General features: G+C 62.2%; 8 protein-coding genes. 4 read left to right on the top strand and 4 right to left on the bottom strand.

The window, feature by feature from the left end; translation table 11 throughout:
• Positions 1 to 16: 16 nt before the first annotated feature.
• The gene (locus tag ACQ4WQ_RS16670) at positions 17 to 4,183 is read right to left on the bottom strand and encodes a YhdP family protein (RefSeq protein WP_436498525.1); all 4,167 of its coding nucleotides are present in this window, start codon (positions 4,181 to 4,183) and stop codon (positions 17 to 19) included.
• A 259-nt stretch (positions 4,184 to 4,442) separates the two neighbouring features.
• On the opposite strand from ACQ4WQ_RS16670, the gene glnE reads away from it, so the two are divergent.
• From glnE to ACQ4WQ_RS16655, 3 genes are all read left to right on the top strand, one after another.
• The gene (gene glnE / locus ACQ4WQ_RS16665; RefSeq protein ID WP_436498523.1) at positions 4,443 to 7,196 is read left to right on the top strand and encodes a bifunctional [glutamate--ammonia ligase]-adenylyl-L-tyrosine phosphorylase/[glutamate--ammonia-ligase] adenylyltransferase; all 2,754 of its coding nucleotides are present in this window, start codon (positions 4,443 to 4,445) and stop codon (positions 7,194 to 7,196) included.
• A gap of 13 nt (positions 7,197 to 7,209) precedes the next feature.
• Positions 7,210 to 7,986 carry a YoaK family protein gene (locus ACQ4WQ_RS16660; RefSeq protein WP_436498521.1) on the top strand — a complete coding sequence of 259 codons (777 nt, stop codon included), beginning with the start codon at positions 7,210 to 7,212 and terminating at the stop codon, positions 7,984 to 7,986.
• A gap of 138 nt (positions 7,987 to 8,124) precedes the next feature.
• Positions 8,125 to 8,313, top strand: a complete 189-nt coding sequence (locus ACQ4WQ_RS16655; RefSeq protein ID WP_436498519.1) for a hypothetical protein — start codon at positions 8,125 to 8,127, stop codon at positions 8,311 to 8,313.
• 69 nt (positions 8,314 to 8,382) lie between these two features.
• Here ACQ4WQ_RS16655 and gap read toward each other — a convergent pair whose 3' ends face one another.
• A complete protein-coding gene (gap, locus tag ACQ4WQ_RS16650) occupies positions 8,383 to 9,393 on the bottom strand; it encodes a type I glyceraldehyde-3-phosphate dehydrogenase (protein ID WP_010395244.1) in 1,011 nt (336 codons plus the stop codon).
• Between the two features lie 76 nt (positions 9,394 to 9,469).
• Positions 9,470 to 11,467 carry a transketolase gene (gene tkt, locus ACQ4WQ_RS16645; RefSeq protein ID WP_436498517.1) on the bottom strand — a complete coding sequence of 666 codons (1,998 nt, stop codon included), beginning with the start codon at positions 11,465 to 11,467 and terminating at the stop codon, positions 9,470 to 9,472.
• A 187-nt stretch (positions 11,468 to 11,654) separates the two neighbouring features.
• On the opposite strand from tkt, the gene ACQ4WQ_RS16640 reads away from it, so the two are divergent.
• Positions 11,655 to 12,380, top strand: a complete 726-nt coding sequence (locus ACQ4WQ_RS16640; protein WP_436498515.1) for a 16S rRNA (uracil(1498)-N(3))-methyltransferase — start codon at positions 11,655 to 11,657, stop codon at positions 12,378 to 12,380.
• A 109-nt stretch (positions 12,381 to 12,489) separates the two neighbouring features.
• Here the strand turns inward: ACQ4WQ_RS16640 and ACQ4WQ_RS16635 are convergent, their stop codons facing one another.
• Positions 12,490 to 15,291, bottom strand: a complete 2,802-nt coding sequence (locus ACQ4WQ_RS16635; RefSeq protein WP_436498513.1) for a TonB-dependent receptor domain-containing protein — start codon at positions 15,289 to 15,291, stop codon at positions 12,490 to 12,492.
• Positions 15,292 to 15,568: the final 277 nt, after the last annotated feature.

The following is a 15,568-nucleotide window of genomic DNA, read 5'->3' as shown; positions in this document are numbered from 1 at the left end:
CATTCGAACGCCGCGCCTATTTCGCCACAGCCTCCGCCGCCGCAGCGGCAGGAGCGGCGACAGGTTCCAATTTACCACCATCGAGCTTGGTCACGACGGGCGATTTCCACGGGCCGGCGATCTGCATGTGGTAAGTGAGCGCCTTCATCACGGGGGCGCGCAAGAACAATTGCGCCAGGAAACTGCCCAGGCCGATGACGGGATTGACGGCCAGCGCGTACACGAGCGGCCCTGTGCCCAGGTTAAATTCGGGGATCACCACCACGTGCAGGTTCGTCGTTTCATTGGCGATATCGGCCATGCCATCCATCAGCACGGTGGCCGCCACGCCGTGCATCTTGAGGTTGTCGGTGGTCACCACGCCCCGCTTGATGCTGGCGTTGGCCGTGATGCCGTCAAAGGCCAGGCCTTCGGAAAACACGTCGTGGAAATCGAGTTTCAGCAAGCGGGGCAAGGCTTGCAGGCTGAGCACGCCCAACAGCTTGGCCGCGCCCGGGTCCTGCTTGAGGAACTGGCCCGATTCCACATTCATTTCGATCTGCCCCGACAGGGTGGGAATGTCTAGCGAATACGGCAAGCCGTTCCAGGCGATGTCGCCGCTCAGGCGGCCCTTGCCGCGGCGCACCGTGTCGGCAAAGCCGAAGCGGTCGAGCAGCTTGCCCGCATCGACGATATCGAGGCCGAAACGCAGGCTGGTCGTGCTTTGCCCATCCTTGATGACCCATTTGCCGCTACCGCTCAGCGCGCCATCGGGGTTCGACAATTGCAGCTTGCCCACGCGCCACTCGCGCCCGCCCGCCGCCATGGTGTTATACGCCTGCAACTCCAACCGGCCGATCTTCTTGTTGAACAGTTCAAATTGCTCGGCAACAATATCTAGCGAGGGAATCGACTGGGCGCCGCTCTTACCTTCCAGCAAATTCTTCACGTCGTTGGCGGCCGACTCCGGAATGATCAGCGACGACAGGCGCGCCGTCATCTTGCCCAGGCCGGACGGCGTTTCCAGCCACGTCACATAGCCGGACACTTGTTTCGCATCAATATTGGCTTGCCACACATCCTTCTGGTGCGTGGCGCCGACCACCACGTTTTCCAGCTTGCGCTCGCCCAGCATCAGTTCGCTGGCACGCGCCGCCATCATGTCCGGCACCACGTATTGCGCGATATCGGGCGCATCGTCGTCGGCGCTGCCGCCCGTATCGGCTGGCGCCGTGGCGCTGCCCGCGATCTCGCCGCCGGCGGCGATCCAGCTGTCCACGTCCAGCGTTTTCATGTTGACGTTGAGCATCATGCCGCTATCGGGTTCCGGTGCCGGCACGTTCACGCCGATGCCGCCGCGCACCAGGCGCCAGGCATCCTTGCCCTGCTTCTGGCGCTGGTAGCGGGCGGCGATGCCGGAGCCCAACGCGATGCGGATATCGTCCGTGCGCAGGCCCGCTCCGTTGGCCGCATTGCCCGTCAGGGTGAATTTCACGGGCAAGCTGTCGCCGGCCGGCTTTTTCAGGGGAGCGGGGAAATCCAGGCCCAGGCCCGTCAGCGGCGACTCGACATTGACCACCACCTGGTGGTCGCGCGCCGTGATCAGTCCGCTGTAGCGCGCGCCGCCGTTCAAGTGTTTCGCCAGGCGCTGCAGCACGGGCGCCGGATACGTCTTGCGCAAGCCATCGATGGTCATGTTGCCGGCCAGTTTCACCTGGATGGAACTGTCCGGCTGCGTGCCGCCGGAAATGGCCAGCGGGCCGCCCAGCAGGCTGCCGTTCAAGCCATTCAGGTTGACGCCCTTTTCGTTGAATTCGATCTTGCCCTGCGTACCCAGCACGGGCGGCATGTCGTGAAACAGCACCACATCGTTGCCCGCCAGCTGCAAGCTGCCCTGCACGGTCGACTCGAGCATGCGCTCGATCGGCAAGTGCAATTTGAGGGCCAGTTTGGCGTTGCCCGTCGCCGTCGTTTCATCCGTGAAATGCTCGATCCAGCCCAGCACGGGACTGGCCGTCACGTACTTGAGGAATTCCTGCATCGGGCCGGCCGCGTTGCCGTCGATATCGAGCAAGGTGTCGAAGACGGTCAGGTCGGGGATCACGGCTTTGACATTCGTCAATGCCACGCCGCCCGTGGTGGCCGTGTCGCCGCGAATCTCCATGCGCGCCCGCTCGAAGACGAAGCTGCCCTTGATCTTTTCCGCCTGCGGCCACAGGGGCGCCTTGCCCGCCAGCGGGCCGCTCTCCGCAAATTCGCCGGGCGCATAGTTCAGGGTGCCGTTCTCGATCTTGCCGGCCACGCGGAAGTCGCCGCGATTGCGCTGGGCGGGCGTGTCGGCCTTGAAGGGGAAATGTTCGAGCTCGCCGCGCAGGCGCAGGCTGACATCGTGCGCCATGCCGCCTTCCAGCGCGCCCGTCAGCCAGTGACGCAGGTGCTCGGGCGTTTGCAGCGGCAGATAGCGGCCGATGGTGTTGATCTGGAAATTATCGATCGTGCCCGTCAAGTCGACCTGGCCCAGGTTCTTGCCGTCGAGCGGCAGGCGGTGCGTGCCTTGCAGGGCGACACGCAAGCCTTGCTGATGGAAATCAAGCTTGTCCAGCTCGACTTGCAGCATATTGGCCGCTTCCAACGTCCAGCGCGCCTGCATCGTGAATTGTTCGAACGGCAAGGCCGGTTCGCTCAAGTAGGTGGGCAATTGCAGCACCAGGTCCTGCGCGTCGATGCTGATGCTGCCGCCCTTGTCGTTGGCGTCGATGCTGCCGGTGAGCTTATCGAAACCGGGAATGGCGGACGCGGCGGCCTGCGCGGGGCTGGTGGCCGTCTTCGCCACGGCCAGGCGCGCCGGCTGCGCATTCAAGCCCAGATCGATGAGCTTGCCGCGCAGACGGTAGCTGGCGGGCGTGGCCATCTCGCCTTCCCATTGCGCTGAAAAATCCTGCAAACGCCCGCGCGGCGCCAGGGCGTCGAGGCGCTGGCGCTGCTGCTCGCCCAGCGGCAGCTTGTCGGCCAGCGCGGCCAGGGTTTGCAAATCGAGCGACTTGGCCGTGATTTCCGTGCGCGCCGGCTTGCGTTTGGTGGCGGCGACAAAGCGTTCGGACAAGGTCGTGGGCGGCAGGCTGAGGCCATCGCGGGTTTCCACCGCGAAATTCGTCAATTCCACCTGATGCCCGTTCGCGCCAAAGGTCGGCTTGCCGTCAGGCACCTGCGCCGACAGTTCTTCTTTTGCCGAAATGCGTCCGCTGACCGACAGCAAGTCGAGCGGCGCGATATGCTCGCCCAGCTGCGCCTGCACATCCGTCAAGCCCACGTCGGCCGTGAAGCCGGCCAGGCGCGCGTGATCCAGACTCAGCCAGGCGCGCAGGGCGCCCTTGCCCTGGCTCAGCTCGAACGGGTAATCGAGGTAGCGGCGCCAGGCGGCCAGGTCGGCGTTTTTCAGGTCCGCGTACAGCTCGCCCTTCCACATCGACACATCGGAGATGCGCGTGCTGAAAGGCGGATGCGTGAAGTGGGCGCGCACATCGATGGGGGCAGCCAGACTGGCGGGCGGCGTAGCCTGCAAGCCCAGCCGGTGGCTGCGCCAGCGGTTGCGCAGCAGCAGATTGACCTGGGACAAAGCCAGCTCCGGCGTGCCGCGCGCTTCGTCCGTCCAGCGCACCTTGCCGTCGCGGATGATGACGTCATGCTGCGACAGCAGCCAGTCGGCGCCCTTGCCATCGCTGCCTTGCGTGCTGTCGATCAATACCCCGGCCACATACAGCTTGCCATCCTTGCTACGCCGCACGTCCAGGTCGGGGCGCGTGATTTCCAGGGTAGTGAAGCGCACGGAACCGAGCACGCTCCACCACGACACGGTGGCCGATATGCTCGGCAGGCTCAGCGCCTGGCGGCCCGCCTGGTCGCGCAGGGTCACGTCGCCAAGGAAGAGATTGGGCCGCACGCCGTGCCAGGAGGCATAAATACGCGCGATGCTGACAGGGTTGCCCAGCGCGCGGCTGGCCGCCCGCTCGATATCGCCTTTGTAATAATCGATATTCGGCAGGATCGCATAGCGCAGGAATAAAAACAGCACGGCGAAGGCGAAATACGCGAGCAGCACCAGTTTGATGGTAAAACCCAGCACATGATGGGTGGCCAGATTGGCCATGCGATAGGCGGCACGCAGCCGCTGCCAGCGCAGAGCCAATGGCATATGTTCTGTCACGCTTGCTTCTGGCGGTTTTTGCATCAATAAGCTAATAAACTGGCCCGGCGTCAAATAATGGCAAAAATCGTCTGCATTCGTGGTGCGCGCCTGCATCCTTGCGCTTGCGTCTGAGCAAAGCCTCCCTTACCATCGTTCGGAAGAGCACGCACTGCCGGCGGCTTAGCGCCAGCGGCACAATTTTACCGCATCCCCCGCCGTTCGCAGCCAAGTTAAACAAGAACATGCACGCAGCATCCACGAGACCCTTACCGATACCATGAGCACACAGCCTTTGATCTCCGCCTCCCGTTTCTACCAGCGCTGGCTGGACGCCGCCCCCGAGCGCGCCGCGCAGGTAGCGCAACTGGTGCGCGCGCCGCTGGACGGGCTCGACTTTGCCGCCGCGCTGGCCGGGCAGGCGAACGCCGCCACGCCACCGCTGCCGCCCGAGCGGGCCATGCGCCGCCTGCGCAACCTGCTCGTCTGCGGCCTGATCGCGCGCGATCTTGGCGGCCAGGCGGACTTGAATGAAGTCGTCACGGCCATGACGGAGTTTGCCGATTTCGCCATCCGCACGCATGTGGACGCCATCATGGCCGAGATGGTGGCCCTGCACGGCATGCCCGTGGGCGAGGAATCGGGCGAGGAGCAGGCCTTGATGGTGCTGGCGATGGGCAAGCAGGGCGGCGGCGAGCTGAACGTCTCGTCGGATATCGACCTCATCTTTGTCTACCCGGAAGATGGCGACACGCAAGCAACCCAGCCGGGCCAGCGCAGCCTGTCGAATCACGAGTTTTTCATTCGCATGGGCAAGAAACTGATCGCCGCCCTGGCCGAAATCACGCAGGACGGTTTTACTTTCCGCGTGGACATGGCCTTGCGTCCGAACGGCAATTCGGGTCCGCTGGCCGCCAGCCTGGGCATGGTGGAGCAATACCTGATCGTGCAAGGCCGCGAATGGGAGCGCTACGCCTGGGTCAAGGCGCGCGCCGTGACGGGCAAGCCGGAGGACATCGCCTCGCTCGACGCCATCGTGCGGCCCTTCGTCTTTCGCCGCTACCTCGATTTCGGCGTCATCGACGCCATCCGCACCATGCACGGCCAGATCCGCGCCGAGGTCAACCGCCAGGAGCGGCTGCACCCGGACCGCAGCAACAACGTCAAGCTGGGCCGCGGCGGCATCCGCGAAATCGAATTCCTCGCGCAAGTGTTTCAATTGATACGCGGCGGGCGCGACGCGGAACTGCGCGAGCGTTCCACGCGCGCCACCCTGCGCACGGTGGCGGACAAGGGGCTATTGGAACCCGCCATCGTGGAACAACTGCTCGCTTCCTACACTTTCTTGCGCAACCTGGAACACCGGCTGCAGTATCTTGACGATGCACAGACACACACCCTGCCCGCCAGCGAGGCCGACCGCCTCACCGTGGCGCAGATGATGGGCTTGCCCGACACTGCCACCCTGCTGGCCCAGCTGGAAGCGCACCGCGTGTTTGTCGCCGGTCAGTTCGATGAAATGTTCAGCGACAAGAGCAGCGGCACGCCGCCGGCCGACACGGGCATCGACCCGCAAACCTCGAACGACTGCGCCGCCTCGGACCAGCAGGAAGCCATCGAGGCGCGCTTTGCCGCCCTGGGTTTCCATGAACCCACCGCCTGCGCGCGCCGTTTGCTGGCCACGTGGCAGGCGCCTCGTTTGCAATCCCTGCCCGAGGCGAGCCGCACGCGTTTGGTGGCCCTCGTCAATTCCGCCCTGCCCCTGATCACCGATTGCTCCGTTTCCAACGGCAACGCCAGCCAGCTGGCCACCCTGGGCCGACTGCTCGATTTCCTGGAAGCCATCGCGCGCCGCTCGGCCTACCTGTCATTGTTGACAGAGTATCCCCACACGCTGGAACGGGTCGTGCGCATGGTGTGCGCCAGCGGCTGGGCCGCCACCTTCCTCACGCAGCACCCGATTTTGCTCGATGAACTGTTAGACGAGCGCATCCGTAACACGGTGCCCGATCCGGCGGCGCTGGCGCTGGACCTGCAGCGCCAGCTCGACGACGCCCCCGGCGACACGGAGCGGCAGATGGATATCCTGCGCGAAATGCACCACGCGCAGCTGTTCCAGTGCCTGGCGCAAGACCTGGCAGGCGACCTGAGCGTGGAAAAACTGGCCGACTACCTGTCGCAGCTGGCCGATATCATCGTCGCGGCCACCGTGCAAGCCGTGTGGCAAACCTTGCCTACGCGCCACCGCGACGTGCCGAAATTCGCCGTCATCGCGTATGGCAAGCTGGGCGGCAAGGAACTGGGCTATGTCTCGGACCTCGACGTCATCTTCCTGTTCGATGACGACGACCAGGACGCGCCCGGCCTGTACGCCAAGCTGGCGCAGCGTTTTATTACCTGGATGACCTCGCACACCTCGGCCGGCATCCTGTTCGACATCGACATCGCCCTGCGCCCCGACGGCGCCTCGGGCATGCTGGTCTCCAGCGTGCAGGCATTCGAGCGCTACCAGAGCAGCGCGGCCTGGGTGTGGGAACACCAGGCGCTCACGCGCGCACGTTTCTGCGCCGGCGACGTCAGCATCGGCAAGCATTTCGAGCGCATCCGCGACACGATCCTGCGCAAGGAACGTCCGGAAAACGGCCCGCTCAAGGGCGAAGTGGTGGCCATGCGCAAGAAAATGCTCGACGCGCACCCGCCCCGTCCCGGCAGCTTCGATCTGAAGCAGGATCCCGGCGGCATGATCGACATCGAGTTCATGGTGCAATACCTGGTGCTGCAGCATGCGGCGCAGTATCCGCAGCTGACGGCCAATTCGGGCAATATCGCCCTGCTGCGCCTGTGCGGCGAACTGGGGCTGATCGACGCCGGCCTGGCCGCTTCCGTCGCCGACGCCTACCGGGCGCTGCGCAAGCTGCAGCACCAGCTGCGCCTGCAGGGGCAGGACCTGGCCCGGGTGGAGCCGGAGCGCGTGCGCGTGCATGCGGACAATGTCATGCACCTGTGGCAAGCCATCTTCGGCGCCGCGGCCTGAGGGCGGCCCGTACATGCCGCTCCATTACCTGTCCCGCCTGAGCGGATCGGCGCGCGATACGCAAGCCAATCTGCAGCTGGGCTGCGTGCTGGCGCTGGTGGCCGGCGCCGTGAATGCGGGCGGCTTTCTCGCCATCGGCGGCTATACCTCGCACATGACGGGCATCGTCTCGGGCATGGCGGACGACCTGGCGCTGGGCAACATCACGGTGGCCCTGGGCGCGCTGGGCGCCTGGCTGGCCTTTGTCAGCGGCGCGGCCGTCACGGCCATCATGGTGAACTGGGGCAAGCGGCGCCGGCTGCACAGCCAGTTTGCCGCCAGCCTGCTGCTGGAGGCGGCACTATTGCTGCTGTTCGGCCTGGCGGGCAACTACCTGGCGGCCATGCCTGACGTGCTGGGTCCCGTCACCATCCTGCTGCTGTGCTTTGTCATGGGCTTGCAAAACGCCATCATCACCAAGATTTCGGGCGCCGTCATCCGCACCACGCACGTGACGGGGCTGTCGACCGACATCGGTATCGAACTGGGCAAGATGGCGTATTACAACCGCAGGAAATTGCCGGATCGCGTGGTGAAGGTCAACCGGGGCAAGCTGCGAACGCACAGCCTGCTGATCAGCTGCTTCTTCATCGGCGGCGCCAGCGGCGCATTGGCCTTCAAGCACATCGGCTTTCCCGCCGCCACCATCGTCCTCGCCGGCGTGCTGACCCTGCTGTCGGGCGTGCCGGTGCTGCGCGACTTGCGCGTCTTGTGGCGCTTTTACCGGCGCCGCCTGCACGCCTGGCGTTAGCGGGAATATTTTTCTTTAAGGCAATAAATTACTGATTTTAATGCTAATATTTTTCTGCGCCTGGCCGGTTCACCATGCCTGCCGTGGCGGCCTTTTGATACGACACCCTACCGTTGTCCCATTCTGAAAGCGAGAAAAATGATTTCCGTTAAAAAAGCCCTGTTTGTCTTTGCCGCCGCCGTCGGCATCGCCGCCTCGTTCTCCAGCACGGCCGCCGTGCGCGCGTGGATTCCGTCGGAAAACTGCGACTACATCCTCAACATGTGCTGCCAGGGTGTCGAGGCATCGTGCGAACAGTGGCGCAACCAGTGCGAACCGAAAGAGTAAGCGCAGGCAACAGACGAAAAAAAACGCCCAGGCAAGTACCTGGGCGTTTTTTCTTATGCGGTCAAAAAATTACTTGGCCGACATCAGTGCTACGGTGGTGTCGAGCATGCGGTTCGAGAAACCCCACTCGTTGTCGTACCACGACGATACTTTCACCAGGCGGCCCGACACTTTGGTCAGGGTCGAGTCGAAGTTCGACGAAGCCGGGTTGTGGTTGAAGTCGATCGAGACCAGCGGTTCGGTCTGGTACGTCAGGATGCCTTCCAGTGCGCCTTCCGAAGCGGCCTTCATCAGCGCATTGACTTCTTCCACGGTGGTGTCGCGCTTGGCGATGAACGACAGGTCGACCAGCGACACGTTGATGGTCGGCACGCGGATGGCGAAACCGTCCAGCTTGCCATTCAGCTCAGGCAGGACCAGGCCCACGGCGGCAGCGGCGCCCGTCTTGGTCGGGATCATGCTCATGGTGGCCGAACGGGCGCGGCGCAGGTCTTCATGCATCACGTCGGACAGCACCTGGTCGTTGGTGTAGGCGTGCACGGTGGTCATCAGGCCCGTTTCGATGCCGATGGCGTCGTTCAATGGCTTGACCAGCGGTGCCAGGCAGTTGGTGGTGCACGAAGCGTTCGAGATGACGGTGTCGGTCGATTTCAGCACCGAGTGGTTCACGCCGAACACGACGGTCGCATCGACGTCCTTGCCGCCTGGTGCCGAGATGATGACTTTTTTCGCGCCGCCCTTCAGGTGAGCCGAAGCTTTCTCTTTGGTGGTGAAGAAGCCCGTGCATTCCAGCACGACGTCCACGCCCAGCTCGCCCCATGGGATTTCAGCAGGGTTGCGCTGTGCGAATACGCGGATCGGATCGCCATTGACGATCATGTTGTCGCCTTCGACGGTGACCGTGCCCGGGAACTTGCCGTGCGCGGTATCGTAGCGGGTCAGGTGGGCGTTCGATTTGGCATCGCCCAGGTCGTTGATGGCAACGATCTGGATATCCTGTTTCTTGCCGCCTTCGTAGAAAGCGCGCAACACATTACGGCCGATGCGGCCGTAGCCATTGATTGCAACTTTGATCGTCATACTCTGCTCCTGATTAAAAAAGAAGGTACATGCACGCCCCCGGCGAGTGCTTCGCCAGGACCGTTAAAAATCAATATTAGCCAGCGATAACGGCTTTCACCTTGGCGACGACGTTCTCGACCGTGAAGCCGAAGTGCTTGAACAACACGCCGGCCGGCGCCGATTCGCCAAACGTGTCGATACCGACCACGGCGCCTTCCAGGCCCACGTATTTGTACCAGAAGCTGGTCACGCCCGCTTCGATGGCCACGCGCGGCACACCTTTCGTCAGCACGCTGGCCTTGTAGGCGGCGTCCTGACGGTCGTACACGTCGGTCGACGGCATCGACACCACGCGCACATTGATGCCTTCCGAGGCCAGCGCGCTGGCGGCGGCGACGGCCAGTTCCACTTCGGAACCGGTGGCGATCAGGATCGCCTTGGCGTCGGCCACGTCGTTGAGCACATAGCCGCCGCGGTAGATGTTCTCGATCTGTTCGGCGCTACGCTCCTGGTACGGCAGGTTCTGGCGCGAGAAGATCAGGGTCGACGGGCCATCCTTGCGGCGCACGGCGGCGCCCCAGGCGGCGGCCGACTCGACGGTGTCGCACGGACGCCAGTTGTCCAGGTTCGGGATCAGACGCATCGACGAGACGTGCTCGACCGATTGGTGCGTCGGGCCGTCTTCGCCCAGGCCGATCGAATCGTGGGTGAACACGAAGATCGAACGCAGTTTCATCAGGGCGGCCATGCGCAGCGCGTTGCGGCTGTAGTCGGAGAACGTCAGGAACGTGGCGCCGAACGGGATGTAGCCGCCGTGCAAAGTGATGCCGTTCATGATGGCGCTCATGCCGAATTCGCGCACGCCGTAGTTGATGTGGTTGCCAGGCTGGCCCGAACGCACGGCCACGCACTCTTTCCAGTTGGTCAGATTCGAACCGGTCAGGTCGGCCGAGCCGCCGAGGAATTCCGGCAGGGACGACGCCAGCGCCTGGATGGCGTTCTGGCTGGCCTTGCGGGTGGCGATGTTTTCTTTCTTTTCCACGCAGGAAGCGATGGCGGCGCTCAGTGCCGCTTCGAATGCCTGTGGCAATTCACCCTGCATGCGGCGGGTCAATTCAGCGGCTTGCTGCGGGAATTCGCGGCTGTAGGCGGCAAAGCGCTCGTTCCAGTCCGCTTCCAGCAGGGCGCCTTGTTTCTTGGCATCCCAGGCCGCGTACACGTCGGCCGGCATTTCAAATGGTGCGGCATCCCAGCCGATGTATTCGCGCACGGCGGCGATTTCCTTGTCGCCCAGCGCGGCGCCGTGGACCTTGTCGCCGCCTTGCAGGTTCGGCGAACCCTTGCCGATGATGGTCTTGCAGCAGATCAGGGTTGGCTTCGACGCGGTCTTGGCGGCGGCGATGGCGGCAGCCACGGCGGCGACATCGTGGCCGTCGACGGCGCGGATGACGTTCCAGCCGTACGCTTCGAAGCGGGCCGGGGTGTCGTCCGTGAACCAGCCTTCGACTTTGCCGTCGATGGAAATGCCGTTGTCGTCGTACAGGGCGATCAGTTTGTTCAGGCCCAGAGTGCCGGCCAGCGCGCACACTTCGTGCGAAATACCTTCCATCAGGCAGCCATCACCGACGAAGGCGTAGGTGTAGTGGTTGACGATGTCGTAGCCAGGCTTGTTGAATTCAGCGGCCAGCAATTGCTCCGACAGGGCCATGCCGACGGCATTGGCGATGCCCTGGCCCAGCGGGCCGGTGGTCGTTTCCACGCCTGGCGTGACATCGACTTCCGGGTGGCCCGGGGTTTTCGAATGCATCTGGCGGAAGGCCTTGATGTCCTCCATCGACAGGTCGTAACCGGTCAGGTGCAGCAGCGCGTAGTGCAGCATCGAGCCGTGACCGTTCGACAACAGGAAACGGTCGCGGTTTTGCCATTTCGGGTTTGCGGGATTGTGGCGATAGTGACCACTCCACAGGGCAACTGCGATCTCGGCCATGCCCATCGGCATGCCTGGATGGCCGGAATTGGCCTTTTGTACAGCGTCCATTGCCAGTGCGCGGATCGCATTGGCCATTTTGGTAGTCGGGAGCGTAGTTGTCATGATGGTGTGGGTCAGTCGCGAGTTTGGGATTCGTTTGCAACAGCGCGGACAGGGAAGCCGGCTGCTTTCTGTAGTCAACTATTTTACCAGACTGGGGGGCTGCAAATTAGAATTGCGGCGTACTGGCCCGCCAAATGGCTATACTTTGACGTCTTTCCACCCCACTTACCCCCCGTTGAGGATTTGCATGCCGCGTTTTTTCTGCCCCCAGCCGCTCGTCGCCGGCGCCACCGTCTCGCTGCCGGAGGCTGTCGCCCACCATATCCAGGTCGTGCGCCTGGCGCCGGGCGACGTCATCACCCTGTTCAATGGCGAAGGCGGCGAAGTGCAGGCGAGCCTGGTGGCGGTCGCCAAGCGCAGCGTGACGGCGCAAATCCAGGCGCACGTGGCGCGCGAGGCGGAACTGCCGTATGCCGTGACCCTGGCGCAGGCGTTGCCGGAAGCGTCGAAAATGGACTGGATCATCGAAAAAGCCATCGAGCTGGGCGCGGCGGGCATCGTGCCGCTGGCGGCGCAGCGCTGCGTCGTGCGCTTATCCAGCGAACGGGCCGAGAAGAAACTCGCGCATTGGCAAGCGATCATCGTTTCCGCATCGGAACAATGCGGACGCAACCGCCTGGCACAGCTGGCGCCATTGCAGGATTTTAATGGCTGGAGCAGTCAGCAGGATTTACATAAACGCATCATCTTGACGCCGCGCGCGGAGCAGTCGCTGGCCGACTGGGCGCGCCACCAGCCGCCGCAGGCGATCACCGTGATGGTGGGGCCGGAAGGCGGGTTTTCGGAAGCGGAAGAAAAAGCGGCCCTGGCCGCCGGCGCCATCGGCCTGTCCATGGGCCCGCGCATCCTGCGCACGGAAACGGCAGGCCTGACGGCGCTGGCCACCCTGGGCGCCTTGTGGGGCGGGATGTAAATAAAAAAGCGCAGTGCGGTTTCCCGCACTGCGCCAGTGACGCGACGTAGCAGCTGCGTCACGCCGGATCAGCAGGACAACCCTTGTTGGCGCCGTCCAGCCTGTCTGATTAGAACGTGTACTCGGCACCCACTTTCAGGGTGCGTGGACGCAGCACGTAGCCGGTACGCACGTTCATTGGACGGTCACGGTCGAAGACATTGTTGATGTTCGCCAGCAAACGCAGGTTTTTGATGCCCGTGTAAGCAAAGTTCAAATCGGTACGCACATCGCTGGCGACGCGGCACGACAGGTCATTGGCGTCCAGTGCTGCCAGTGCCTTACGGCAACCAGCTTCACCCCAACGTGCTTCATCCGTCTCGTCGTAGTTCAAGGACTGGGCCGAGGTGTAGTTGACGCGCACGCCAGCCGTCATCGGGCCTTTGCGCCATGCAGCGCTCAGTACCGACACGACGCGTGGAACGTTCAGATTGCCTACCGTGTTAGGACGGTATTCATTGGCATCGATGTCCCAGGTACGCAGTTTCAGGGAAATGGTGCTCGCCAGACCCAGGGTCACGGTACCGTACTCGCCTGCCGAGATGCGGCCATTCACGTCCAGATCCACACCTTGCGAATCGGTCTTGCCGAAGTTTTCATAGCTCAGCAACAGCGACTGGATGGTGCCCGCGCCCCAGCTGATGTTCGAACCTGGCTTCAGCGTGTTGGCGCGTGCAGCGAGGCGACGGTCGGTATCGCTGATCGGGTTGCGGACCAATTTGTCCGAATAACCGGCATTGTCTTCACGTTCCAGCACATATGGCACGTCGCGGTAGTCGATCTGGTCCTTGCGCTCGATCTTGAAGTAATCGAGTGCAACGGTGAAGTTCTTGACCGGCTCAGCCACGAAACCTACCGTGATGCTGCGCGACGTTTCCGGCTTCAGGGTCGAGCTCGACGAAATCATGGCCGGGATCGAAGCCAGGCAACCCGAGTTGTACGCGGTGGTCGCATCAGCCTTGTCGCTGGCATTGCCGTTGCGCAGGATATCGCGAATGGCAGTTGCAGTATCGCAACGCTTTGGATCCAGCGAGCTGTTGAAGAAGCCCGTCAAGCCTACTTTACCCAGAGTTTCCGGGATATTTGGAGCACGGAAACCACCGGCGACCGTACCACGCAACAGCAACTGCGGCACGACTTTCCAGCTGGCACCCAGTTTAGGCGACACGTGTGCCGAGAAGCCAGGCGCTTTATCCAGGCGCAATGCACCATTCAGTTCCAGGCCTTTGAGGACCGGCGCGTTCAATTCCATGAAAGCGGCGCTCAGCGTACGCTCACCATCGATCCACAGCGAACCCTGGCTGATGATCTCGGCATTCATGACGTTATCGAGCGACTTGATATACATCTTTTCCTGGCGCACTTCAGCACCAATTGCGAATCCCAGCGGGCCTGCAGGCAAAGCCATCAGCTCACCGGACAGCTTCGCTTCGATGAAGTTGGTCGACAGTTCAGCATCGGTGCCAATCACAGGGAACATGCTCGCCAACAATGCATCGCTATTCTGGCCGCCAAGCTTGTACTCGCCGCTAACGATGGCGGCAGGCATGCGGTCACGGTGCGGGCCACGGTTGCGCGACGTGCCGTCACCGCCGGTGCGGCCAACCGTTGCTTCCCAATCATAGGCGCCAACCGTGCCTTCCAGGCCGGCCATGACGCGGTATTGCGTGGCTTTCGATGGCGCGGACCAGTCCAGGTTGCTGTCCATGAAGCGATAGTCCAGGCCAACCGGGAAGTTGTATGGATTGTATGGCGAATTAGCTGGCAGTTTTGGCTTCTGCACGCTCTGCGATTGCTTTTTGTTGCCATCGAACCAGTTCCATGGCGAACCTGCTGCCATACCGAAAGGCAGCGGCTCATAGTTGGTACGGGTTTCCGAGTACGACACTTCGGCAAAACCGCGCGTCGTATCGTTGAGCTTGAAGTGCAAGGCGCTATACAAGTTGACGCGCTCTGCACCGTCCGACCATGGGTTAATTCCGTTCAGGTCGCTGGTGCACAGGCCCGTGGCATTGATGACTTTGCAGCCCTTGACGGCTTCGCGCACGGCAGGGTTGCCGCCGCCAGCGGCCTGGTTCAAGTTGCCGGGATAGGACGTCAGCGATGGATCGCCGAAAGCGGTGCTGACCACTTTCTTGTGCCAAGAAGGAAATTTGCCGATCACGTCAGCCAGTTTATAACCCTCGCGCTTGTAGCCTTCAATGTTGAAAAAGACGTTATAGCGGTCTTTTTCCAGGTCGCCGTAACCAGCCAGCAAACCAACGGTCGTCTGCTTGCCGAGGCTGTCGCTGGTAGGTTGCTGGTAATTGGCGCTGACGCTGACACCTTGGTAGCTCTTGCGGGTGATGATGTTGATCACACCGGCCAGAGCGTCGGAACCGTACACGGCCGATGCGCCATCCTTCAGCACCTCCACACGCTCGATCGCATCCGCAGGAATCGAATCGACGTTGACGAAGGTTTCCTTGCCGCCATCGGCAAAGGCATAGTTCGACACGCGACGGCCGTTCACCAGCACCAGCGTGGCGCTCTTGCCCAGGCCACGCATGGACGCGCCGGACGCGCCGCGCGCAAAGCTGGACGAGGAACCGTCATCCTTGAGGGTCGTGCTGTCAAAGGACGTCAGGGTATCGAGAATCTGGCGCACGGTATTGGCGCCGGTGGCCTTGATTTCATCACGGCGCAATACGGTCACTGGCGACGCGGTTTCCGTATCCATGCGCTTGATGTTCGAACCAGTCACTTCCACACGTTGCATCACCGGCTCTGCGGCAGCTCCCGTGTTTTGTGCATGGGCGGAGGTAGCAATGGCGCTCAAAGCAAAAAACACCGCCTTACTAATTGGGCTTAATTTTGGTTTACTCAGCATCATATTTAGCAGTCTCAACTTGTAATTTTAATGAACACCAGGCAACTGGATCACAGTGGCTCATGTGGCACTTTTATGTATCAAAATTTTTGACACAAGTAAGTATCTGTAACAGAAAAAATATTGTCAATTAACATGGTCGAATCCTTAATGGATTAAAGAAAAAACAGTCAAATATTTTTTTTCTGTTGTTTTTTGACATTGGAATTTGGCAATATTTGTATTTTTTTAGCTACTTATGCCGCTTCGAGCGGACAAAACAGGCCTGCCGCAGCGCCGT

It is taken from the genome of Janthinobacterium goodfellowi, from assembly GCF_051380695.1.
In the GTDB taxonomy this organism is placed as follows: Bacteria; Pseudomonadota; Gammaproteobacteria; order Burkholderiales; family Burkholderiaceae_D; genus Janthinobacterium.
The sequence above is the reverse complement of the archived record's forward strand: the minus strand, read 5'-3'. Positions and strand labels throughout refer to the sequence as shown.

What these genes read in the sequence shown, in the direction of transcription:
- glnE (WP_436498523.1), top strand. Translation starts at nt 4,443, where the DNA reads ATGAGCACACAGCCTTTGATCTCCGCCTCCCGTTTCTACCAGCGCTGG.
- ACQ4WQ_RS16660 (WP_436498521.1), top strand. Translation starts at nt 7,210, where the DNA reads ATGCCGCTCCATTACCTGTCCCGCCTGAGCGGATCGGCGCGCGATACG.
- ACQ4WQ_RS16655 (WP_436498519.1), top strand. Translation starts at nt 8,125, where the DNA reads ATGATTTCCGTTAAAAAAGCCCTGTTTGTCTTTGCCGCCGCCGTCGGC.
- gap (WP_010395244.1), bottom strand. Translation starts at nt 9,393, where the DNA reads ATGACGATCAAAGTTGCAATCAATGGCTACGGCCGCATCGGCCGTAAT.
- tkt (WP_436498517.1), bottom strand. Translation starts at nt 11,467, where the DNA reads ATGACAACTACGCTCCCGACTACCAAAATGGCCAATGCGATCCGCGCA.
- ACQ4WQ_RS16640 (WP_436498515.1), top strand. Translation starts at nt 11,655, where the DNA reads ATGCCGCGTTTTTTCTGCCCCCAGCCGCTCGTCGCCGGCGCCACCGTC.
- ACQ4WQ_RS16635 (WP_436498513.1), bottom strand. Translation starts at nt 15,291, where the DNA reads ATGATGCTGAGTAAACCAAAATTAAGCCCAATTAGTAAGGCGGTGTTT.